18 protein-coding genes are annotated in these 18,127 nt (G+C 43.0%); 14 read left to right on the forward strand and 4 right to left on the reverse strand.

The window, feature by feature from the left end; genetic code table 11:
* Positions 1-316: 316 nt before the first annotated feature.
* Positions 317-1,783 (reverse strand): Gfo/Idh/MocA family protein, encoded by a 1,467-nt coding sequence (locus ACFPFU_RS12845; protein ID WP_377065091.1) that lies wholly within the window; start codon positions 1,781-1,783, stop codon positions 317-319.
* Positions 1,784-1,994: 211 nt separating this feature from the next.
* On the opposite strand from ACFPFU_RS12845, the gene ACFPFU_RS12850 reads away from it, so the two are divergent.
* Entirely contained in the window at positions 1,995-2,249 is a 255-nt protein-coding gene (locus tag ACFPFU_RS12850) for a hypothetical protein (RefSeq protein ID WP_377065093.1), read from the forward strand.
* A 6-nt stretch (positions 2,250-2,255) separates the two neighbouring features.
* Here ACFPFU_RS12850 and ACFPFU_RS12855 read toward each other — a convergent pair whose 3' ends face one another.
* A complete protein-coding gene (locus ACFPFU_RS12855) occupies positions 2,256-2,846 on the reverse strand; it encodes a DinB family protein (RefSeq protein ID WP_377065095.1) in 591 nt (196 codons plus the stop codon).
* A gap of 69 nt (positions 2,847-2,915) precedes the next feature.
* Positions 2,916-3,425: a Crp/Fnr family transcriptional regulator gene (locus ACFPFU_RS12860; RefSeq protein WP_377065097.1), complete on the reverse strand. Its 510-nt coding sequence runs from the start codon at positions 3,423-3,425 to the stop codon at positions 2,916-2,918.
* An 883-nt stretch (positions 3,426-4,308) separates the two neighbouring features.
* Between ACFPFU_RS12860 and ACFPFU_RS12865 the strand changes: the two genes are divergently transcribed.
* From ACFPFU_RS12865 to istB, 9 genes are all read left to right on the forward strand, one after another.
* Entirely contained in the window at positions 4,309-4,668 is a 360-nt protein-coding gene (locus tag ACFPFU_RS12865) for a DUF2200 domain-containing protein (protein ID WP_377065099.1), read from the forward strand.
* 460 nt (positions 4,669-5,128) lie between these two features.
* A complete protein-coding gene (locus ACFPFU_RS12870; RefSeq protein WP_377065101.1) occupies positions 5,129-6,265 on the forward strand; it encodes a glycosyltransferase in 1,137 nt (378 codons plus the stop codon).
* Between the two features lie 12 nt (positions 6,266-6,277).
* Complete coding sequence (locus tag ACFPFU_RS12875; RefSeq protein ID WP_377065103.1) at positions 6,278-8,464, forward strand: peptidase domain-containing ABC transporter; 2,187 nt, start codon at positions 6,278-6,280, stop codon at positions 8,462-8,464.
* Positions 8,465-8,472: 8 nt separating this feature from the next.
* Positions 8,473-8,682 (forward strand): hypothetical protein, encoded by a 210-nt coding sequence (locus ACFPFU_RS12880; protein ID WP_377065105.1) that lies wholly within the window; start codon positions 8,473-8,475, stop codon positions 8,680-8,682.
* 78 nt (positions 8,683-8,760) lie between these two features.
* Positions 8,761-8,958: a hypothetical protein gene (locus ACFPFU_RS12885; RefSeq protein WP_377065107.1), complete on the forward strand. Its 198-nt coding sequence runs from the start codon at positions 8,761-8,763 to the stop codon at positions 8,956-8,958.
* A gap of 20 nt (positions 8,959-8,978) precedes the next feature.
* Positions 8,979-9,173, forward strand: coding sequence for a hypothetical protein (locus ACFPFU_RS12890; RefSeq protein ID WP_377065109.1), 195 nt, complete (start codon positions 8,979-8,981; stop codon positions 9,171-9,173).
* Positions 9,174-9,582: 409 nt separating this feature from the next.
* Positions 9,583-9,804: a hypothetical protein gene (locus ACFPFU_RS12895; RefSeq protein WP_377065111.1), complete on the forward strand. Its 222-nt coding sequence runs from the start codon at positions 9,583-9,585 to the stop codon at positions 9,802-9,804.
* A gap of 1,204 nt (positions 9,805-11,008) precedes the next feature.
* Positions 11,009-12,604 (forward strand): IS21 family transposase, encoded by a 1,596-nt coding sequence (istA, locus tag ACFPFU_RS12900; protein ID WP_377065113.1) that lies wholly within the window; start codon positions 11,009-11,011, stop codon positions 12,602-12,604.
* Positions 12,576-13,295, forward strand: a complete 720-nt coding sequence (istB, locus tag ACFPFU_RS12905) for an IS21-like element helper ATPase IstB (RefSeq protein WP_377065115.1) — start codon at positions 12,576-12,578, stop codon at positions 13,293-13,295. Before istA ends, istB begins: the two co-directional genes overlap by 29 nt.
* Positions 13,296-13,418: 123 nt before the next feature.
* On the opposite strand, the gene ACFPFU_RS12910 is transcribed toward istB, so the two are convergent.
* Entirely contained in the window at positions 13,419-13,886 is a 468-nt protein-coding gene (locus tag ACFPFU_RS12910; RefSeq protein ID WP_377065117.1) for a helix-turn-helix domain-containing protein, read from the reverse strand.
* 60 nt (positions 13,887-13,946) lie between these two features.
* Between ACFPFU_RS12910 and ACFPFU_RS12915 the strand changes: the two genes are divergently transcribed.
* The 4 genes from ACFPFU_RS12915 to ACFPFU_RS12930 all read left to right on the forward strand — a co-directional run bounded on the left by ACFPFU_RS12915 (position 13,947) and on the right by ACFPFU_RS12930 (position 17,591).
* A complete protein-coding gene (locus ACFPFU_RS12915) occupies positions 13,947-14,996 on the forward strand; it encodes an ISL3 family transposase (protein WP_377065119.1) in 1,050 nt (349 codons plus the stop codon).
* Positions 14,997-15,160: 164 nt separating this feature from the next.
* Positions 15,161-15,628 carry a transposase gene (locus ACFPFU_RS12920; protein WP_465263033.1) on the forward strand — a complete coding sequence of 156 codons (468 nt, stop codon included), beginning with the start codon at positions 15,161-15,163 and terminating at the stop codon, positions 15,626-15,628.
* Positions 15,629-16,958: 1,330 nt separating this feature from the next.
* Positions 16,959-17,171: a hypothetical protein gene (locus ACFPFU_RS12925; protein WP_377065123.1), complete on the forward strand. Its 213-nt coding sequence runs from the start codon at positions 16,959-16,961 to the stop codon at positions 17,169-17,171.
* A gap of 231 nt (positions 17,172-17,402) precedes the next feature.
* Positions 17,403-17,591, forward strand: a complete 189-nt coding sequence (locus ACFPFU_RS12930) for a hypothetical protein (RefSeq protein WP_377065125.1) — start codon at positions 17,403-17,405, stop codon at positions 17,589-17,591.
* Positions 17,592-18,127: the final 536 nt, after the last annotated feature.

Consider the following 18,127-nt stretch of genomic DNA (forward strand, 5'->3'; position numbering starts at 1 on the left):
ATTATTCATATAAGCAGTACACGGATTATATGTTTTACCGTCTTTATGAACGTCTTCAGAAACAACAATTTTAAAAAAACCGGTCTATCCCAGCTTACCCTCTAGTCAATGGGTAAAAATCTGCCCGTGTTGATTAATGGATAAAAAATCGGAAATTGGAAGATTTATTTGATAGGCCCCTCTTTATCCTTGGGTTTCCGCAGAAAGACAAAAACCCTCCTTAATCAAGCCAAGGAGGGTTTCTGAAATCAACCATTCAAACATGAAGCAAAGCTTTCCGTTTTTTATCGTGGATTACCAGTTAAAAGGACGAAGTTTATACCTCCCAGCCTTTCCGGTATTCCCTCCCCACAAATTGGTTGGCTTCTTCGAGGTTGGTAATGCGCATGTTTTCGCCATCCCATAGCAGCTTTTTCCTCCCATAGTATTCCGCTTGTCCTTTGGCATTTTCCCTTCTCAGCATATAACTTCTTATGGCGAGGTTGCCCATGAGGACGGTTTCGGTCATCGGTCCGGCATAGTCAAAAGAAGAGGTCAGGGCTTTGTGCTCGGGACTGTTGAATCCTGCTTTGCAGGCGTCGACCCATTTGCGCTGGTGGCCGTACTCGGGTTCGTCGTTCTCTTCTTTTTCAGGGCCAAATTCCGTGGTGCCGTCATTGAGATAAAGTTTGGGCATCAGCGGGGAGCTGTCGTTGATATTGGTGGAGATGATGCCCTTTTCACCTATGATCAGTACCCCATTGGCGCTGTTTGCCCCTCCGATATCATGATCGGCCGGAATAATATCCGGATGGGAAGGCCTGATGCCTCCGTCACTCCAGGTCATTTCGATGGGTGATTTGCTTTTTTCGGTCGCTTCAAAATGCAGCGTGATGAAAGAAGAGGCAGGACAACCTTTGGGATGGTATTCCGGTGTCCACATTTTGGTGTAAATGGCCGCTACGCTGCATTCCGCATCGGTTGGATAATGAAGTCCCAAAGTACGGAAAGGAATATCCACCAAGTGGCAACCCACATCCCCCAGTGCGCCGGTGCCATAATCCCACCAGCCTCTCCAGTTGAAGGGATGCAGGTTGGGTGTATAAGGAATGTTCTCCGCAGGCCCTAACCAAAGATCCCATTTCAAATCATCCGGTTTTTCGCCTTCGTTGGGTTGGGGGAATTCAATTCCCTGGGGCCATACGGGACGGTTGGTCCATATTTGTACTTTGGAGATTTTTCCGAGTTTATCGGAGTCTACCCATTTTTGGACCATATCCAGAAGGGGATTTGATCCGCCTTGATTACCCATTTGGCTGACGATTTTGTTGGACCTGGCCATTTCGGTCAGCATTCGTGCTTCCCGGATGTTATGGGTCATCGGCTTCTGGACGTACACGTGGACGCCTCTTTCCATGGCGTATTTTGCCGCAGGCCCATGGACGTGGTCCGGGGTGGAAATGGTAACGGCATCGATATCCTTCTCCTTATCCAGCATCTCCCGGTAGTCATGGTATAACTTGGCCTTGGGAAAATTTTCCACTGACCGGGAGGCGGAGCCTGAAAAATCCACGTCACAAAGAGCAACCACCCTTTCACGGCCGTTGACAGACGCATTTCTGATATCACTCGCCCCTTTGCCTCCGGCTCCGATCGCCGCGAGGTTTAACTGATCACTTGGTGCGGTGTAACCAGGCCCCCCCAGTACATGCCGGGGAACGATAAAAATGGAGGATGCGATGGCAGCGTTCTTTAGAAAATTTCTGCGTGAGTTTTCTAAAGATTTTTTATTTGGTTTTTTCATGGGTATTATTTAATTGAATTTTTTTCCACTTTAAATTACATCATTAATTCTTTTATTTCCCAAGCAAAGGATTGAAAAGATAAACATATCCATGATGGATGGTCCATTACCGCGTTGAGTCCGCCCCTTGGTAGATGGAGCGTAAATGAACGGTGATGTCATCATCTTTTTTACGATCCATAGCGGGATCTATATTCATACGGTAAAACGGTTGAAAGTACTACTCCACAAATGTGGCAGTGGCTTTTCATTTATAGTGGAAAGTAAGCGCCAAGTGCATACATCAGCTGACGGGTGGTTGCTGGAAATTCGCAGGCAGTGCAGGCCCTCTGGACAGTGGAACGCCCATACCCAGTTGGCAGGTAAACCATTTTTGGCTTCTGTAAACGAAGTTTGGTCCCAAAGCATTCTGGGAAAACCTTTCTCCGATTCCCTGGTGCCAGTACTGAAAGGAGAGGAATTTTAACGTCACTTAACTGTAATTTTTTAAAACCCTGTTTTTGTCCAGGTCAATTTTCATTTTTGTTGCTATGCGTTCTACTTGTTTTATGTGTCTGATATTGTGATTGATGATGAATCTAAAGGTATCACCCAGTTTTAATTTCAGCCATTTCGCGATGGAAATCCCTATTTTAACCTTATTCAAACTGACTTTCCGGGAGCGGTCAAGCAGGTTGATCAGCTGCAGCTGCTGGTCTATAAACGTGTCAATTACAGACCGGTCCAAACGGCTGTTCAGGGGGTTTTTGTCTTTAAAAGTTTTCATCTTATTCAATTTCTCTTTTGGGAGCATGCTGTTGGCAAAATAATTCCCGAGGACACCGCTTTTGAAGTGGCTTTCCCCTTTGGTTTTCGTACGCGATAGGGCGTCGGTGATTTCGGGGAGATAATAGTTTCCGTACAGGTTGAGGTGTTCAATACATTCCAGGATACTCCAACTTTCCGGGTTTTCTCTCCAGTTCAGCTCTTTATCGGATTTACTTTTGAGGGATGTCGCAAAATTCAAATGTTGCCGGGTCTGCTCGATCAAACTTAAAATGAGGTTTTCAGATTCAGTTTTCATGGGGATAGCGTTTTGTTTATTTTTTTATATAAAAGTCCATCATCGGGACCACAAAAACCTTGATCGAAGTCAAGACTTTTTTAAGCGGGAGAGGGTTTCCGGGCTCATTCTCAAATAATTGGCAATGTGTCTGTTGGGGATCTCCTGAAACAACTGGGGGCTTCTGCGGAGTACCCGCAGATACCTTTCCTTTGGCGAGGAGGTCAATATATCCTTCTCCCTTTCCATCTGTTGCAATACCAGGTCCTCTAAAATTTCACGCCACAGCCGTTTGTTGTTTTCATCCTGGTCAAGGAATTCCATGAACCGTTTCTTTGTGATGACTTTTAATACGGTCTTTTTGATGGCCTGAATGTAAAAGTCCGAGGGCTGCTCGGTCAAAAACGAATCCAGGGAAACGATAAGGTTATCCCTGTATCCAAAACGGATGATATGTTCTTCAAAGTCATCCAGCACATACACCCTTAAACTTCCACTGACCACGTAGTAAATGTTGGTGTCCACGCTGCCTTTGACCTTCAAAAAATCATTTCTGCCGACGGTCAATGTTTTTTCGTACAAATCGGTTACCGGTATCATGTATGTCCATTGGGTTTTTGATTTGAAGTTTACCTTTTTTGCGGAAAAAACAGGTGTTTTGCTGATTTTTTTTGCTTTTCACGGTATTCCGGGCCTGGGTTTGTTTTCACCGGTGCGGTAGCAGGCAAGGTTATTAAGTTAAGCCAGCGTTTATCCGTAAGTCCTTCCAGGGGCTGGTACAAGCTCAAAGGGGAAGCCCACCAGATTTTCATGTACTGATGTGACCATTGGTGACTCCGGCACGGTAGGTACTTAAAAAAAAACGCCAAATCCCTCGTTTCGTCTTGGCTATTTTTATAACTTATGCTTTCGGTTTGCGGGATACTTTTCCGCCCCGGGTTTGATAGGTGGAACTTTGGTGTATTCTGCTTGTGCCGACTGTCCAATAGAAGAAATGGGAGTGGAAAAGTTTTCCAGTCGAAAATGTCTGTTGGATATCACGGATTTTGTTCGATAGGAATGGGCACAGTGGGAAATTCGATTGACTTGCATTCAATGAAACAATAGTAAGAAAAGAAAAGGTATGCACAAGATGCAATCAACAATTTTGGCTAGTGTTATGTCAAGTATGAAATCTCGGATTTCGGATCACTCCCATTAGTTTCGTAAGATGTCCATGCCTGCCTGATGGCAGTCAGGGATTGCACAGCCTGCCCCGGACCCGGTCAACGGGATTCGGGGATTAGCACGAAAAGGAGAATATCTAATTGAAAAGCTGTTTCAATTACATTGTTCTTTCCATAAAATTAGTGCCAATTAGTGTAATTAGTGGACAAAAAATCGTCGAGATTTCCGTCAATTTAAACTTGACATGACACTTCTATGGACCATATGAATAGCGGGATGGGAAGAAGCTTATAATTTCAAACAAACACGACAGTCAATGAAAACAACACCTGAACACGATGAACGAATAGCAAAAATGACTTTTGCCTCGGTATATCCACACTATGTCACAAAAGTGGAGGGGAAAGGCAGGACAAAAGAAGAACTGCATCAGGTCATAAAGTGGCTGACCGGCTTCGATGACAGGAAACTACAGGAACTTATTGATGAGAAGGCGACGTTTGAAACATTCTTTAAAAAAGCAAAACTGAACGCCAGGGCGCATTTGATAACAGGAGTGATCTGTGGCTACCGGATAGAGGAAATCGAAAATCCCCTGACCAGACAGGCGAGGTATTTGGACAAATTGGTGGACGAGTTGGCCAAGGGACGTAAGATGGAAAAGATTCTTCGGTAGGGGTAAAGAATGAAAGAAGCTTTTGCTGTCCCTAAAAGATGAAGGTAAAATGGCATTGTCCAACTATGTTTTCAACGCAGTATAGGTTTAATTACTTCAAATTCGGACCATTGGGATGGTTCAATAAAGAATTTCAATGCTAAAACCACAACTGAATTTTCCAACATCAAAAGTAATGATAATCCCGGCCAATCATTTTCTTTACTTTTTACGTTTAATTAATTTTTAATGAAAATGTAATTTAACACATATTTTTTTTGGTTTAAATACAAGTAAATGACTTTTAATATTATCGCGGTGTTAAAAGGTTGCTTTTTAAGATGTTATTTACTATAATTACAGGTATTGTTTTATTCTATTTTTTACGGTGTAAATGGGAAACCGATGAAAGCAGTTTTGATTTTGGCTTTTTATTCTTTGGTAGGCACCGGAAAGGTCGGAGAGAAAGGAAAAGGGGAGCTTGCGTTACTTTCTGGACAATTTAGTCAAAGGGAGGCAACAAACAGCCTTACCTTTTATAAAAGAAGCCGAAAAGGCATATGACCATGCATTTAAGGAGGTAGGCCGTTTTCCTGTTTTATTGGATGATCATTTTGCACCGAAGGCATTGTTTTATCGCAGCCGGGGAATAAAGGTCACGTTGGTGTCCACCATGATACTTCCTTTGAGGCATTTGCGAACACCCCCGATCCAGTCGTCATATATCCCGGACGGACGCTGTTATTCTTCCCTGATCATATCTTTTTTATGGACCAAGACGAGGGTAAAAAGAGCATGGAGCTTGTTAATTGGACGTATGCTTAGTTTGGGCGGGACGGATGTAAAAATTTTTGCAAAAACCTATGACCTGCGGGAACTTGTGTTTGACAAGAGCAGAGCCTTTGGTTGGGGTTTTAGCAATATTCCCCTTATAGCCACATATCCCAGGGCTCTGGATTTTGTAGATATGGGAACAGTAAATAAAGTTTTCTATTTCGGATCACTGCCTGCCATAACGCGGGAAAATATCGAAGACAACAGACTTGCCGGTATATTGAAATTGGTGGAACATTCTGAAAAGACGTGGGTGTATTGCTCGCTGGGCACGGTAACTTCGGATTACCTGGGGGTCTGCAGGAAGTTCTTTAACCGGATATTGAAGGGGGCCACCGCCCGTACTCAATTCATGATTATCCTGAACGTAGGGGAGTTTTTTGACATCAACGAGTTGGGACCTGTTCCGGATAATGTATTTGTCTTTAACAGAACACCGCAGGCCCAATTGTTAAAGAGGATCGATGTGATGATCAACCATGGAGGATTGAACACCATTAAGGAATGCCTTGCTGCGGGAGTTCCCATGCTGGTCTATCCGCTTTCTCTAAAATGGGACCAACCTGGTTGTGCAGCTAGGGTGGTCAAAAAAGGAATCGGGCAGCGGGGCAACATCCGGCGGGACAGCGCGAAAACGATTTACACAAAGCTAGTCCATATGGTAGGCAATCTATCCCATTACAAGGAAAATCTCCAGGCTTTTCGCCACCAGGTGCAAAGTGAGGAAAAAGAGGATGGCGAAAGGTTGTTGGATTTTTTGGAAGACAATAAATGTGCAATATAAACGAGATTTTTTATGAACCGAACCATTGACGAATTAAAGAAAATCCACGTCATGCAACTGGGCGAGTTTGCCTGCGGACTGGCTTGTCTGAGTGCCCTGACAAAATACTACGGAGGAGACATTCAGCAGGAACAACTCCGCCAGACAAGCGGCACCACACTAAACGGCACCACGCTGCTGGGATTATACCAGGCGGCTCAAAAGATAGGCTTTTATGCAAGGGGCTACGAAGCTGACAAGGTCCACCTCAAAACCATGGACCAACCGGTGATCCTCCACGTCGTGATGGACAACAAGCGTGAACACTTTACAATATGCTACGGGTACAAGGATAACAGGTTTGTGATAGTTGATCCGGGATGGGGCATCACGTTTTATTCGGAGGACGAACTGGAGGCTGTCTGGCAATCTCACACCCTGCTCAGTCTGTTACCCAATGATAAATTCCGGAAAAAGGACGATTTCAGAAAAGACCAGCGGACATGGTTTATTTCCCTGATCCGTGAAGACATCCCCATCCTTCTTGTTGCCATGGTATTGGGCATCCTGATGGCATTGACGGGGCTTTCCACGGCAATTTTTTCCCAAAAGCTCATTGATGAGTTCCTGCCGAACATGGAAAAGGAAAAAATAGCGATAGGGCTGGTAGCGCTTGGCCTATTGCTTTGTATGCGGGCTTTTCTCGGTTATATTCAGGGGATTTTCATGGCCCGTCAGGGCAGGGATCTGAATGTCAGGGTTGTCCGGTCCTTTGTAGACAAGATCATATATCTGCCGGTTCATCTGATAAAGGGCTATAGTACCGGTGACCTGGTGGCGAGAATGAACGATTCGATGCGCATCAGGAATAGCGTCTCTTTGGTGAAAGGGAATTTGGCTATCAATCTTCTGGTGGTATTGGTGTCCACCGGGTATATATTTTTTCTGTCATGGCACCTTGGGTTGTTATGCTTGTCCGGCATGTTGTTGTTTTTGATCGTGGGCATCAGATTTCATAGGCCAATTCTGAATTTGCAGCGGGAAGTGATGGTAGCGCATGCCCACAACGAGTCCCAATACCTGGAAGCGCTTACCGGAATACGCACTGTCAGGTCATATGGAAAGGAAAGGGTGTTTAAGGACCGTATCGGCGCCGTATATGGATTGTACCAAGGAAAAAGCTACGACCTGGCCATTTTGGGCAACAGGTTTGGCTTTTTCACCCAGTTGGTAGTGGGGCTGTATATCAGCTTGATGTTTGCCTATGGCGTGTGGATGGTGATGGAAGCGCGTTTGCTTTTGGGGGAACTGATGGCCATGCTTACGGTGGGTGGCGCCATTATTCCCGGAACGGCTGCCCTGGTCATTTCCAACATCCAGTTGCAGGAGGCCAAGGTGGCTTTCAATCGGTTGCACGAGATTGCCTCTCTGGAAAAAGAAAACCCGGAAGGGGAGGAGAGTGGCCTGGCACAACCCGATAAAAGCGGAGGGAATTTGCAACTTGAAAGTGTTGCTTTCAGGTTTGCAGGTCGGGGAGCACTGTTGAAGGACATCGGGTTTACTTTGGAACAAGGGGAGGCCGTAGCGCTTTTCGGTCATATCGGGACGGGAAAAAGCACCCTGGCGGAGATCATACAGGGGGTTTGTCCGCCCGAATGCGGATTTATAGGAATGGATGGCAAAAGCATGGCGCAATGGACCCTTCCCGAATGGAGAAAACAGGTGGCTCTGGTATCCCAGACTGAAAAGATTTTCAATACCTCCGTCCTCGATAACATTTGCCTGAGCAATGATCCACAGGAATTAATGCACTGTCAAGCCTTCGTAAGGGAAGCGGGATTTGACCGTTTTTTCTCCCGTCTGCAGCAAGGCTTGCTTACTTTATGCGGGGAGGATGGAGGGAACCTGTCAGGAGGACAGCGCCAGTTGGTGGCCATTGCCAGGGCTTTATACAGAAAACCCCGCTTTTTGGTGCTGGACGAGGCCACTTCGGCCATGGACTTCGATACGGAGAAAAAGGTGATCAGCTTGTTGAAACAGCGAAAAGAAATGGGAATGATGATGATCACCCATAGGCTGGGCCTAGCCAGGCAAAGCGAGAGGATCCTGGTGCTGAAAGATGGGCATATCGCCCATTCCGGGCCTCATAGCATATTGGCCAACGGTCAGAATGAATACGCGGAAGCTTACGCGCAGATTGTATCAGAAACCATTAATTGAAAACAGTTATGGCAGGATTGAAATATTATGAAAGGACAGTATGGTTGGTTGAGATGATAGAAAAAAAGCGAACCGGAAATCCCGATAGATTGGCCAGTAAACTTGGAATCTGTAAAAGGCAAGTGTACAATGTCATTGACGAACTGAAAACAGTGACAGGAAAAAACATTGTTTTCAGCAGGGAAGAGGAAAGTTATGTTTTTTTCGAAGAAAAATAATCCGGTGAAATTTTATTTCACCCTAGGCAATTAGATTTGGATATATTTTTATAAATGTTTAACTTAAATTTTAATGTTATGAAAGAGTTGGATTATAACCAGATGTGTTCCGTCAATGGTGGTGCAGATTGCAGTACATCAGTAGGGTTTGGAGCTGGATTAGCGGCAGCAACATTAGTCGCTGGGCTCGCAACCGGCGGAGTTGGATTGCTTGTAATTGGCGGTCTATCAGCCTACGCCACTGGATTTGGAGCTATTTATTGCGCAATGAGTTAACAATCTCTAAACATGACAAAATGAAAGAATTAACGCTTGAAGAATTATCTGTTGTTGAAGGCGGTGGCTTCGTATCGGGAGCATGTGCTGGTGTAGCTATCGGTTCGGCTGTTTATGCTGTAGGAGCTTATACAAATTTTTGGAACCCTGTTGGTTGGGTATCAGCGGCTTTCCTTGTTGTAGATGTAGCTTGTGCGATATATACAATATCATAATTTTTACAAAGCGCTTGAAAACGGTTTCAGGCGCTTTTACACTTACAAACCTAATGAATACCAAGATGAAGATACTGGTAATTTTATTATTAACTATAGGATCCATCCTATTGGTCGTTAATACGTTTCTTTTAGACAATAAGTATGTGGCCTTTTTTTCCTATTTATTGATAATTTCAGGTAGCCTACCCGTACTATTTCTAAAAAGGAAAAAGAATGGAATCCCTGCCCGGACCAAAAACGGTGACGGATGAACCTTCGTTTTTAGCAGGGTAGACGACGGCTATGTTTTTTTCGAAGAAAAATAATCCGGTGAAATTTTATTTCACCCTAGGCAATTAGATTTGGACATGTTTTAATATATTAACCTGAGTCAATTCTAATTATTGAAATGATAAATTTGTTGAATATGAAGGCCTTATTTCCCAACGAGTTTGTCAACATATTGAAATTGTCGATCACTCTTTTTGCCACTGGCTATCTGATCTACCAGGGAACTGAAGTGAAGAATACTGACGCTGAGGGGGAAACACCCTATATTGTTAATCTTCTGTTCGCTTTCATTTTTATTGTTTACTTTTTCCAGACGTTGAGAAAGATACTAAACCAACTAAACCAGCAAAAGCGGTAATAATCATTGTTTGCCTGGGGTTAAAATCGACTCGGCTTTATGGTGATTTTTCAGCGGGAAGATGGAAGTCGCTATGTATAAGCCTGATGGTACAAAAAGCCAATGTGGAAGAACATATAAAGCGGTATCTATTGGGAACACGGTTTTGAGAAATGGGCTGCTTCTGCTTTTTGATTGTCGCTGAGATTGGGAGGGATATTATTGACGGGTTCAAAGGGTGATGGGAAAAAATATGTTTTCAGCAGGGAAGAGGAAAGTTATGTTTTTTCCGAAGAAAAATAACCCGGTGAGATTTTATTTCACCATAGGCAATTAGATTTGAATATGTTTTAATAGATGTTCAACTTAATTTTTTATAAAAGTCAGTCGAAAAATAAAGGTTCCCATATGAGTTCTGAGGTATTTGAAAGAAAATTTAAGATAGCTAAATATATAAAGTTTACAGGCATAGGATTGGTGATAATCCAGTTGATGATCTGGTTGGATGTTTTTGATTTTGCCTACTCTTCCTATCTTTCAGTAATGATAATTTTTGTTTTCTCTGTTTACATCTTCCTTGTCATCTTAAATCCGCAAAACGGATATAGAAGAAAAAGGAGCGGTTAGAATAAATTCATTTAATTAGGCATATAGCCAATAACCTAATCTCTGTCTGTCGGGAGATGGCATTTTAATCTGAAAAGCCCTCAAAGGGCTCAGATTGTCCTCTGATTATTATAAAGGAAGACGCATAATATAATGATTTATAGTGTATTAGAGTATTTATTGGATGCCTAATTCAATAAAGTCGTTTCAAATTTATTGTGAATCTAAATATGTCAGCATGAAGCGGATTGTATCCAATGCGATGGTGGTTGTTTCAGGTTTATTGTTCCTAGAGCTCCTGGATAGATTTGTGTTCAAGGTACTTTCCTTGGACACAGTTTATCTGCTGGTTTTGATTATCTGGATATACCGGAGTAAATTGACCCCCTTAATAAGGCCCGGATGCGGAAGGTTAAAGTGTCTTTAAAGGCTGTAATCGACTGCCATTCCGGCAGATGTTGACCCCTCTTCTACACTTCTTGAGGGAAAAATCCGGAGCATGTTGACCCCCTCTTTCGGTCTGTTCCGGAGCATGTTGACCCCCTAATGATGATTTTGGTTTCTTGCGGTAAAATTTATTTACCGATTTGGATAAGCTATGGCAGGAAAACCAAAACCGATGAGTCAGATAAAACAATTATTGATTTTACACCGGCAGGGCAAGGGCATCAAGACAATCGCCCGCAGCCTTGGTATCAGCAAAAACACCGTAAAAGCCTATCTTGCAAAGCATGATGCCATTGTCTCGCAGGGTACAAAGAACAGTACCGAAAGTCTTCTAAAGCTGGAATCCCCCGAACTTGAGGCCAGGTTCCACCCGGGAAACCCTGCTTATAAAGAAGAAAGATACGAGCACCTTAAAACCCGCATTGACTATTATCTGAAAGAGCTTGGGCGTACAGGGGTCAATAAAAGGTTATTGTGGGAAGAGTACGGGGAATCCAATCCGGATGGCTATGGATACTCCCAGTTCTGTTTCCATCTCCAGCAGCAAAAGGAAGCCTCCAAACCTTCGGCCGTATTGCAGCATGTTCCAGGGGATAAGCTTTACATTGATTTTGCAGGTAAAAAGCTCACCTATTATGACAGGGAAACCGGGGAAGCAATAGAATGTCCGGTTTTTGTAGCCTGTATGCCCTTCTCCGATTATGCCTTCGTCCTGGCTGTTCCAAGCCAGTCCGTATCCGACTTTCTTTATGCCCTATCCTGTTGCCTTGCCTTTCTTGGGGCTGTCCCAAAGGTTTTGATAACCGATAACCTGAAATCCGCAGTCATCAAAGCCAGCAAATATGAGCCCCACATCAACAGGGCCATGGAAGATTTTGCCGCCCACTACGGGGCAGCTGTACTTCCCACAAGAGTGAAAAGACCAAAAGATAAAGCCATGGTTGAGAACCAGGTGAAACTGGTTTATTCCAGGGTATATGCCAAACTGAGGAACCAGCAGTTTTTTGACCTTCATTCGCTCAATGAAGCGGTTAAATGTAAGGTAAAGGCCCATAACCAGACCAGGATGCAGCAGAAACCCTATTGCAGGGAGGAACAGTATCTGGCAGAGGAAAAAAAGCATATGTCCGCACTTCCCGATGATCCGTTCGTGCTCAAGAGTTACTGTGAACTCAAGGCCGCCAAAAACAACCATATCTATCTGACCGAGGACAAACATTATTACAGTGTCCCTTACAGGCTTATAGGTTTAAAAATGAAGGTGCTCTATACCCGTTCCATGGTATACATCTACCATGAGGGCGAGCAGGTTGCCGTACATATCCGGAGCTCCAAAGAGGGGAAATACACGACAACCGCCGACCACTTATGTTCCCAGCACAGGCACTACAGGGACAGAAGCCCTGAATATTATAAGAAACTCGCCTCCGGGCATTCGGATATATTAAGCAGGCTTGTCGGATATATTTTCAGTCAGGACCGTTATCCGGAACAACTTTACAATACCTGTGATGGCCTTCTGGCACTGTCAAGGAAATCGGATGCGGAAAAATTCAGGCTTGCCTGTCAAATGGCCATAGACAACGCGGTCTACTCCTATTCCTTTGTCAAAAACATACTGGAAAACAATATGGCCGGACAATACCGGGAACCGGTTCCAAAGAAGCTTCCCGCACACAAAAACGTAAGGGGAAAAGAACATTATCAAACTCAGCTTAAATTTAATAAACAACAGAACAATGAATCAGATCGAAACAAAAATGGGTAACCTGAGGCTCCACGGGATGTCCCGTACCTGGGAAGCCCTAAAAGAAACACGGAGACTGCACGAACTGAACCTGCAGGAAGGGATGGAGATACTGCTCCAGGCCGAAGAAGAGGAAAGGACCAACAGAAGGTTCAAAAGACTGTCGGCAAACGCAGGGTTCAGGTACAGGGCTTCAATCGAAGAACTCAGGCTGGATCCTTCCCGGGGAGTGGATAAAAACCTGATCACCGCCCTGGCAACCGGTGAATATATCGCGCAAGGGACGGCAGTACTGATCTCCGGGTCCACCGGATGCGGAAAAAGTTTCCTCTCTTCAGCACTTGGTCACCAGGCATGCCTTCAGGGGTATAAAGTAGCATATTTTAATACGCAGAAACTCATGTTAAAGGCCAAATTAGTCCGTCTGGAAGGCTCCAGTATCAGATTTTTTGATAAGCTGGCGAAAGCGGATCTATTGATACTGGATGATTTTGGGCTGACACACCTGGATAAGCAACAGGAAATGGATTTTATGGAAATGATAGAAGACCGGCATGGCAAGCGCTCAACAATTATAGTAAGCCAGTTACCGGTTGGGAGCTGGTATGATGTGTTTACAGAGGAGACGGTTGCAGATGCGGTTTTGGACCGACTGGTACACGGATCTTATAGAATAGAAATAAAAGGGGAAAGTCTCAGAAAAAAACAGTAAAATTGTCAGTATATAGCGTTCTTCAAAAAACCAGTCATTTTTAGGGGGGTCAGTATGCCCGGAAGGGGGTCAACATCAGGTTCTTCGTCACTTTTGGTGAATAAAACCTTTATTAAATACACATTAATCCCCTACGATAATCCCTTTTCCCTTTTGGAACCGCAGGTTCATCTTCTCAATTAATTTATAGGCCTGGGTTGGTCTATAATCAATATCATATTCCTTTTTAATAAGTTTTAATAATATAGGCCCCGACCATTTTTCTTTGTTTATACCAAAATCAACAGGTTTCTTTTTTAGTATCGCATTCTTTAACCTTTTAAGATCCTTTTCCGTCAAAAAGGATTTTCTTCCCCTTCCTTCCCGGTTTTGCAAGCCTTCCACCCCTTCTTCTTCAAATCTATGGACCCAGTTTACCACCTGTTTGAAGCTTACGCCGTGCCATTTGGCAACCTCCCTGCTTGAATGCCCCTTTGCTACCTGGTATACCATGCCCAGTCTGGTGGCCAACAAAAAATCCGGATTGCTGTTAAGGATTTCCTTTATTTCTTCGGCACTTTTTCTTTCAACTTTCAGGACACGTTTTCCCATTGCTGTAGGTTTTTAGAATTTAAATATATAATTTATATGTGTATTTAAAAAACGTGTTTTATGGTAATATCTTCATTTATTGTACCTGCCAACATTAAACTTAGCCAAACCTCGCTTGTTTGCCAAAATCCCGGCCTGGTAATCAGGGGTGTTTCCTCAAAGAAAAAAAGTATCTGTCCATGCTGCCATAAACCCAGTAAATCCATACACAGCCGGTATGAAAGGACATTTTCCGACCTTCCCGTTTCCGGTAAAGGAGTCAAAGTGGTCGTTGAATCGAGGAAGTTCTTTTGCAGGAACCGGAAATGCAGGAGGAAGATCTTTACTGAAAGGTTTGATTGTGAGATCACACCTTACGGGAGAAGTTTCAATAGGTCAGTCCACCTAATCAGAAAACTGGGACTGGAACTGGGAGGCAACAAAGGGTCAGCAATATGTAAGGCCATTGGGTTTCCGGTAAGTCCCTCATCTGTACTGAGAAACGTAAAGCAGATCCAGCTTCCGGAAACTATAAAGACTTCAGGCACAATCGGAGTAGATGACTGGGCCTATAAAAAGGGCAGAAATTATGGGACCATTATAGTTGATCTGGAAAACAGGAAAGTAATTGACCTGCTTCCTGACAGAGAAGCCGGCACACTGGCCCATTGGCTTGAATCCCATCCTGAAATCCGTACCGTTTCAAGGGACCGGGCCAGTGCCTATGCTTTGGGGATCCGAACAGGTGCGCCCCGGGCAGTTCAGGTCGCCGACCGCTTCCACTTATTGGTAAACCTAAGAGATGCTTTTCAGAACTCGTTGCGTAAGCACTTTAAAGTGATCAAGGACAGCTTTCAGGAATTCAGTGCCGAAAATGAAGTAACCCAAGACGGAAAGGAAAACCCCAACAATAACCAAGTTTCCGATTATAAAAGCAGTGGAACTGAAAAAACAGAAATCCGGGGGCAAGATACAAACAGTGTATTTTCCGGCAATGTCGGTTTGGAAAGACAATACAAGTTCCAAAAGTCAAAGGAACTACATAAAAAGGCTACAGCATCAAAGCCATCGCCAACCAACTGGGTGCGGGCAGAAAGACAATCAGAAAGTATATTGCAACTGAAAAGCTAAAAAGCAGGGAAATACTTTTTTCAAGGAGTTTTACAAATTTCAGCAGCTTTGAGCCCGAACTGATCAGGCTGTTTTCTTCAAAAACTACCATGTTGAGTCTGTTTGACCATATTGTCGGGCTTGGCTTCAACGGGAAATATACCCAGTTCTGTGAAAGGATGAACATGCTCATCAATGACGGCCATAACGCCAAGACCAGGGAGAAGAATCTTTTACCGGCACTCAAGCCTGCAAAATCGTGGTCCACATCCAAACTGGCCTTCATGGCATTGGCAAAAGGGGGAGAATTAAAAGAGGAGGATCAGAACTATTTGGATTTTTTATTGAAAAAATCTCCCGAGATCAAAGAATTGACCATACTCGCAAATGAATTCAAAGAACTTTTTTCAACCAAAAAAGAAGGCAGTCTCAAAGAATGGATTGAAAAAGCAATGCTTTCGGAATCAGGATTAAAAGGATTTGCGAAAGGAATCAACTCAGATTTTGACGCAGTAGACCAAGCGGTTACATCAACCATCAGCAACGGCCAGGTGGAAGGCCAGGTAAACAGGCTCAAAACCATTAAAAGAAATATGTATGGACGGGCAGGATATCATCTGTTAAGAAAAATGGTGCTCGCAAATTCAGGTTAAAAGATCACCAAATTTGACGAAGAACCCAACATCACCGGAATATCCAATTATCGTCAACCTCGGACTTTTTCTAACCTACGCCATAATGAACAGAAAAAAGGCCAGAGTCTGAAGCTGCGTCTGACTGCCTCCTATGGGGATTTGGTCAATTGGACGCTTGTTGGCTGGGTTTCGGCAGCTTTCCTTGTCGCAGATGTAGCCTGTATAGCATATGGGATGAGTTAATTGAATGCAAAACGCCTGATATGGATTTCAGGTGCTTTTTTACAGTTTCAAACCTATACTGATATGAAACATTGGCTGTTTGGTCATTCGCTATATCGATGGTCTTATTGATTGTCAATCTGTTTCTTTCTTTGGAAAACAAATATCTCCTTGCCGGTTCAAGTTTGTTTTCGGCCATAGGCCTACTTCTTATATTTCCCAAAAGAAAGAAAAAATCACACCTATCCCCACCTGAAAACAAAACGGGAAGACAGTTTTGAGAAAAGGGAGGTGTCTGCTTTTTAATGTTACCTGAAATTCGCAGGATTCTGGGATGTTATTGACGGGTTCAAAATGGTGGCGGGAAATAACATTGTTTTCAGCCGGGAAAAAGAAAGTTATGTTTTTTTGGAAGGAAAATAAACCGGTGAAATTTTATTTCACCATAGGCGATTAGATTTGAATAAGTTTTAACAAATGGTTAACTTAATTTTTAATGTTATGAAAGAGTTGAGTTTTGAACAGATGGAAAGAGTGGAAGGAGGGGCGAATAGTTGTTCCAACGCAGGCAATGCAGTGGCGATGGGTGGTTTGATATTGTCAGGGCTAGCTTTAGCTACTGGACCAGTAGGATGGATTGCAGCACTCAGTTTTGGTGTCTCATACGCCTCAGTTTGGCTATGCCAATCTGGATACGCTTAACTTTACAGTTGGATTAGTGATAATAACCCAACCGGTTTTCTATTCACTTCAATGGGCGAGATATTCTTTAAATTGTGAAATACAAATAGTATGGGAAAAAAGGGGCTTTATATACTTCTATCGGCTTGCATATTGGTTATATTGTTTACACTATATGGGTTGATACAAGGAAGTATATCGTACTTATTATCAGGGATGGTCACCATAGCGATGATTTTATCCATCATATCGATTTCTAATAGAATTAGGAAAAGTTTTTAAGTCAAAAAAGGGGATGGGAAAATTATGGCTTTCCGATAGTAGGTTGAAATCGACTTTTATTTTTCTTAGTTTTAGTAGAAATGGCTGTTTGTTTGTTCGCGGTACGCAGGACTTTTAATAAGCGGAGTAAATTGTGTGAATTACATTGCCGGAAGGTAAAGGTATGAAAGAAAGATTAGTCACTTTTATTTTAATTGTCTGTTTCGGTGGATCCGTAGGTCTGATGATCCTCCGGGTTTTTGAATTGGGTGAACGGGGATTTATGAGTGTCTTCCTCGATAAATCCTTTATAGGCACCTTATTCTTGGTGATTGGTTTGGGGATACCAAGTGTGATAAGAATTAAACAAGGTATCAGGAAGGAAAATGGCAGCTAAGAAAAGCATGAACAGCACAAGGGCGATAATACGGGCAACCGTCCTCATCGGAATGGGATCCGGATTATGATCAAAGCGCGGCTTGTCGCTCTTGGGAGCTTTTCGTTCATAGATCTTTTGCGCTTAGATTTCCATGATAAGCAGGGCGATGTTCGTGGTCGGACATATGGTCTATAAAAAGAGTAAGATAATACAATACCCGCGGACACCTACCAAACCAATAATATTATAATGGAATTTACAACAGTTATAAGAAATATTCTGCTGGGCGTAGCCCTGGTATGGATAGGTTTATCATGGTACTTGTACGTGGATGAAAAGGTGCACTTGACGACCGCAATCCTGATTTCAATCGGCATGGTATTTACAGCGGTAGCTATGGGTTGGAGCTTGACAAAAAGAAGCAAATCCGGTGGTTAGTTCTTTCATCCTTATGATTAATACTCCCCTATTTTACAAATCGCTTGTAAAACAGAACTTTATCGTAAGCAATTAGATTTGGATATATTTTAATATATGGTTAACTTAGACCTTAAGAGATGGGTTTTTCAGTAGCTTCCGGCACTTTTACTAAATAGAATAATAAAATGAAACACATTTTTTACTTGATACAATGTGATTGGAAAATGCTTCAAAATGTCAATAATGATGTTGATTTGACAGTAATCGCGATAAAAAGACGTTACCTGTTTTTCGCATTGATGTTGTGCCTGATCGTATTGTCCATTACAAAGGAAACTATGGTGGAAAAGTTTTCCGGTCTGTTTTCCTGTTTGATTTTGTTGGAAATGTTCAGGATAAATAACAATTGTTTTCTGGACCCTCAAGATTTTATCCATTCCGGAAAATCTTTTTTCAAACATCATTACACTTTGTATTGGATTGGGTTCTTTAGTATAGGTTCTCTTATTCTATCGATATTTATATTCGATCTATTGGTGATTTATCAATTTAAA

This window comes from Negadavirga shengliensis (genome assembly GCF_042652345.1).
Taxonomy (GTDB): Bacteria; Bacteroidota; Bacteroidia; order Cytophagales; family Cyclobacteriaceae; genus Negadavirga; species Negadavirga shengliensis.

Bases quoted from the DNA above. Each gene is read 5' to 3' on its own strand.
- ACFPFU_RS12845 (WP_377065091.1), bottom strand. From the start codon at position 1,783: ATGAAAAAACCAAATAAAAAATCTTTAGAAAACTCACGCAGAAATTTT.
- ACFPFU_RS12855 (WP_377065095.1), bottom strand. From the start codon at position 2,846: ATGAAAACTGAATCTGAAAACCTCATTTTAAGTTTGATCGAGCAGACC.
- ACFPFU_RS12860 (WP_377065097.1), bottom strand. From the start codon at position 3,425: ATGATACCGGTAACCGATTTGTACGAAAAAACATTGACCGTCGGCAGA.
- ACFPFU_RS12865 (WP_377065099.1), top strand. From the start codon at position 4,309: ATGAAAACAACACCTGAACACGATGAACGAATAGCAAAAATGACTTTT.
- ACFPFU_RS12875 (WP_377065103.1), top strand. From the start codon at position 6,278: ATGAACCGAACCATTGACGAATTAAAGAAAATCCACGTCATGCAACTG.
- ACFPFU_RS12880 (WP_377065105.1), top strand. From the start codon at position 8,473: ATGGCAGGATTGAAATATTATGAAAGGACAGTATGGTTGGTTGAGATG.
- ACFPFU_RS12885 (WP_377065107.1), top strand. From the start codon at position 8,761: ATGAAAGAGTTGGATTATAACCAGATGTGTTCCGTCAATGGTGGTGCA.
- ACFPFU_RS12890 (WP_377065109.1), top strand. From the start codon at position 8,979: ATGAAAGAATTAACGCTTGAAGAATTATCTGTTGTTGAAGGCGGTGGC.
- ACFPFU_RS12895 (WP_377065111.1), top strand. From the start codon at position 9,583: ATGAAGGCCTTATTTCCCAACGAGTTTGTCAACATATTGAAATTGTCG.
- istA (WP_377065113.1), top strand. From the start codon at position 11,009: ATGAGTCAGATAAAACAATTATTGATTTTACACCGGCAGGGCAAGGGC.
- istB (WP_377065115.1), top strand. From the start codon at position 12,576: ATGAATCAGATCGAAACAAAAATGGGTAACCTGAGGCTCCACGGGATG.
- ACFPFU_RS12910 (WP_377065117.1), bottom strand. From the start codon at position 13,886: ATGGGAAAACGTGTCCTGAAAGTTGAAAGAAAAAGTGCCGAAGAAATA.
- ACFPFU_RS12915 (WP_377065119.1), top strand. From the start codon at position 13,947: ATGGTAATATCTTCATTTATTGTACCTGCCAACATTAAACTTAGCCAA.
- ACFPFU_RS12920 (WP_465263033.1), top strand. From the start codon at position 15,161: ATGCTCATCAATGACGGCCATAACGCCAAGACCAGGGAGAAGAATCTT.
- ACFPFU_RS12925 (WP_377065123.1), top strand. From the start codon at position 16,959: ATGAAAGAAAGATTAGTCACTTTTATTTTAATTGTCTGTTTCGGTGGA.
- ACFPFU_RS12930 (WP_377065125.1), top strand. From the start codon at position 17,403: ATGGAATTTACAACAGTTATAAGAAATATTCTGCTGGGCGTAGCCCTG.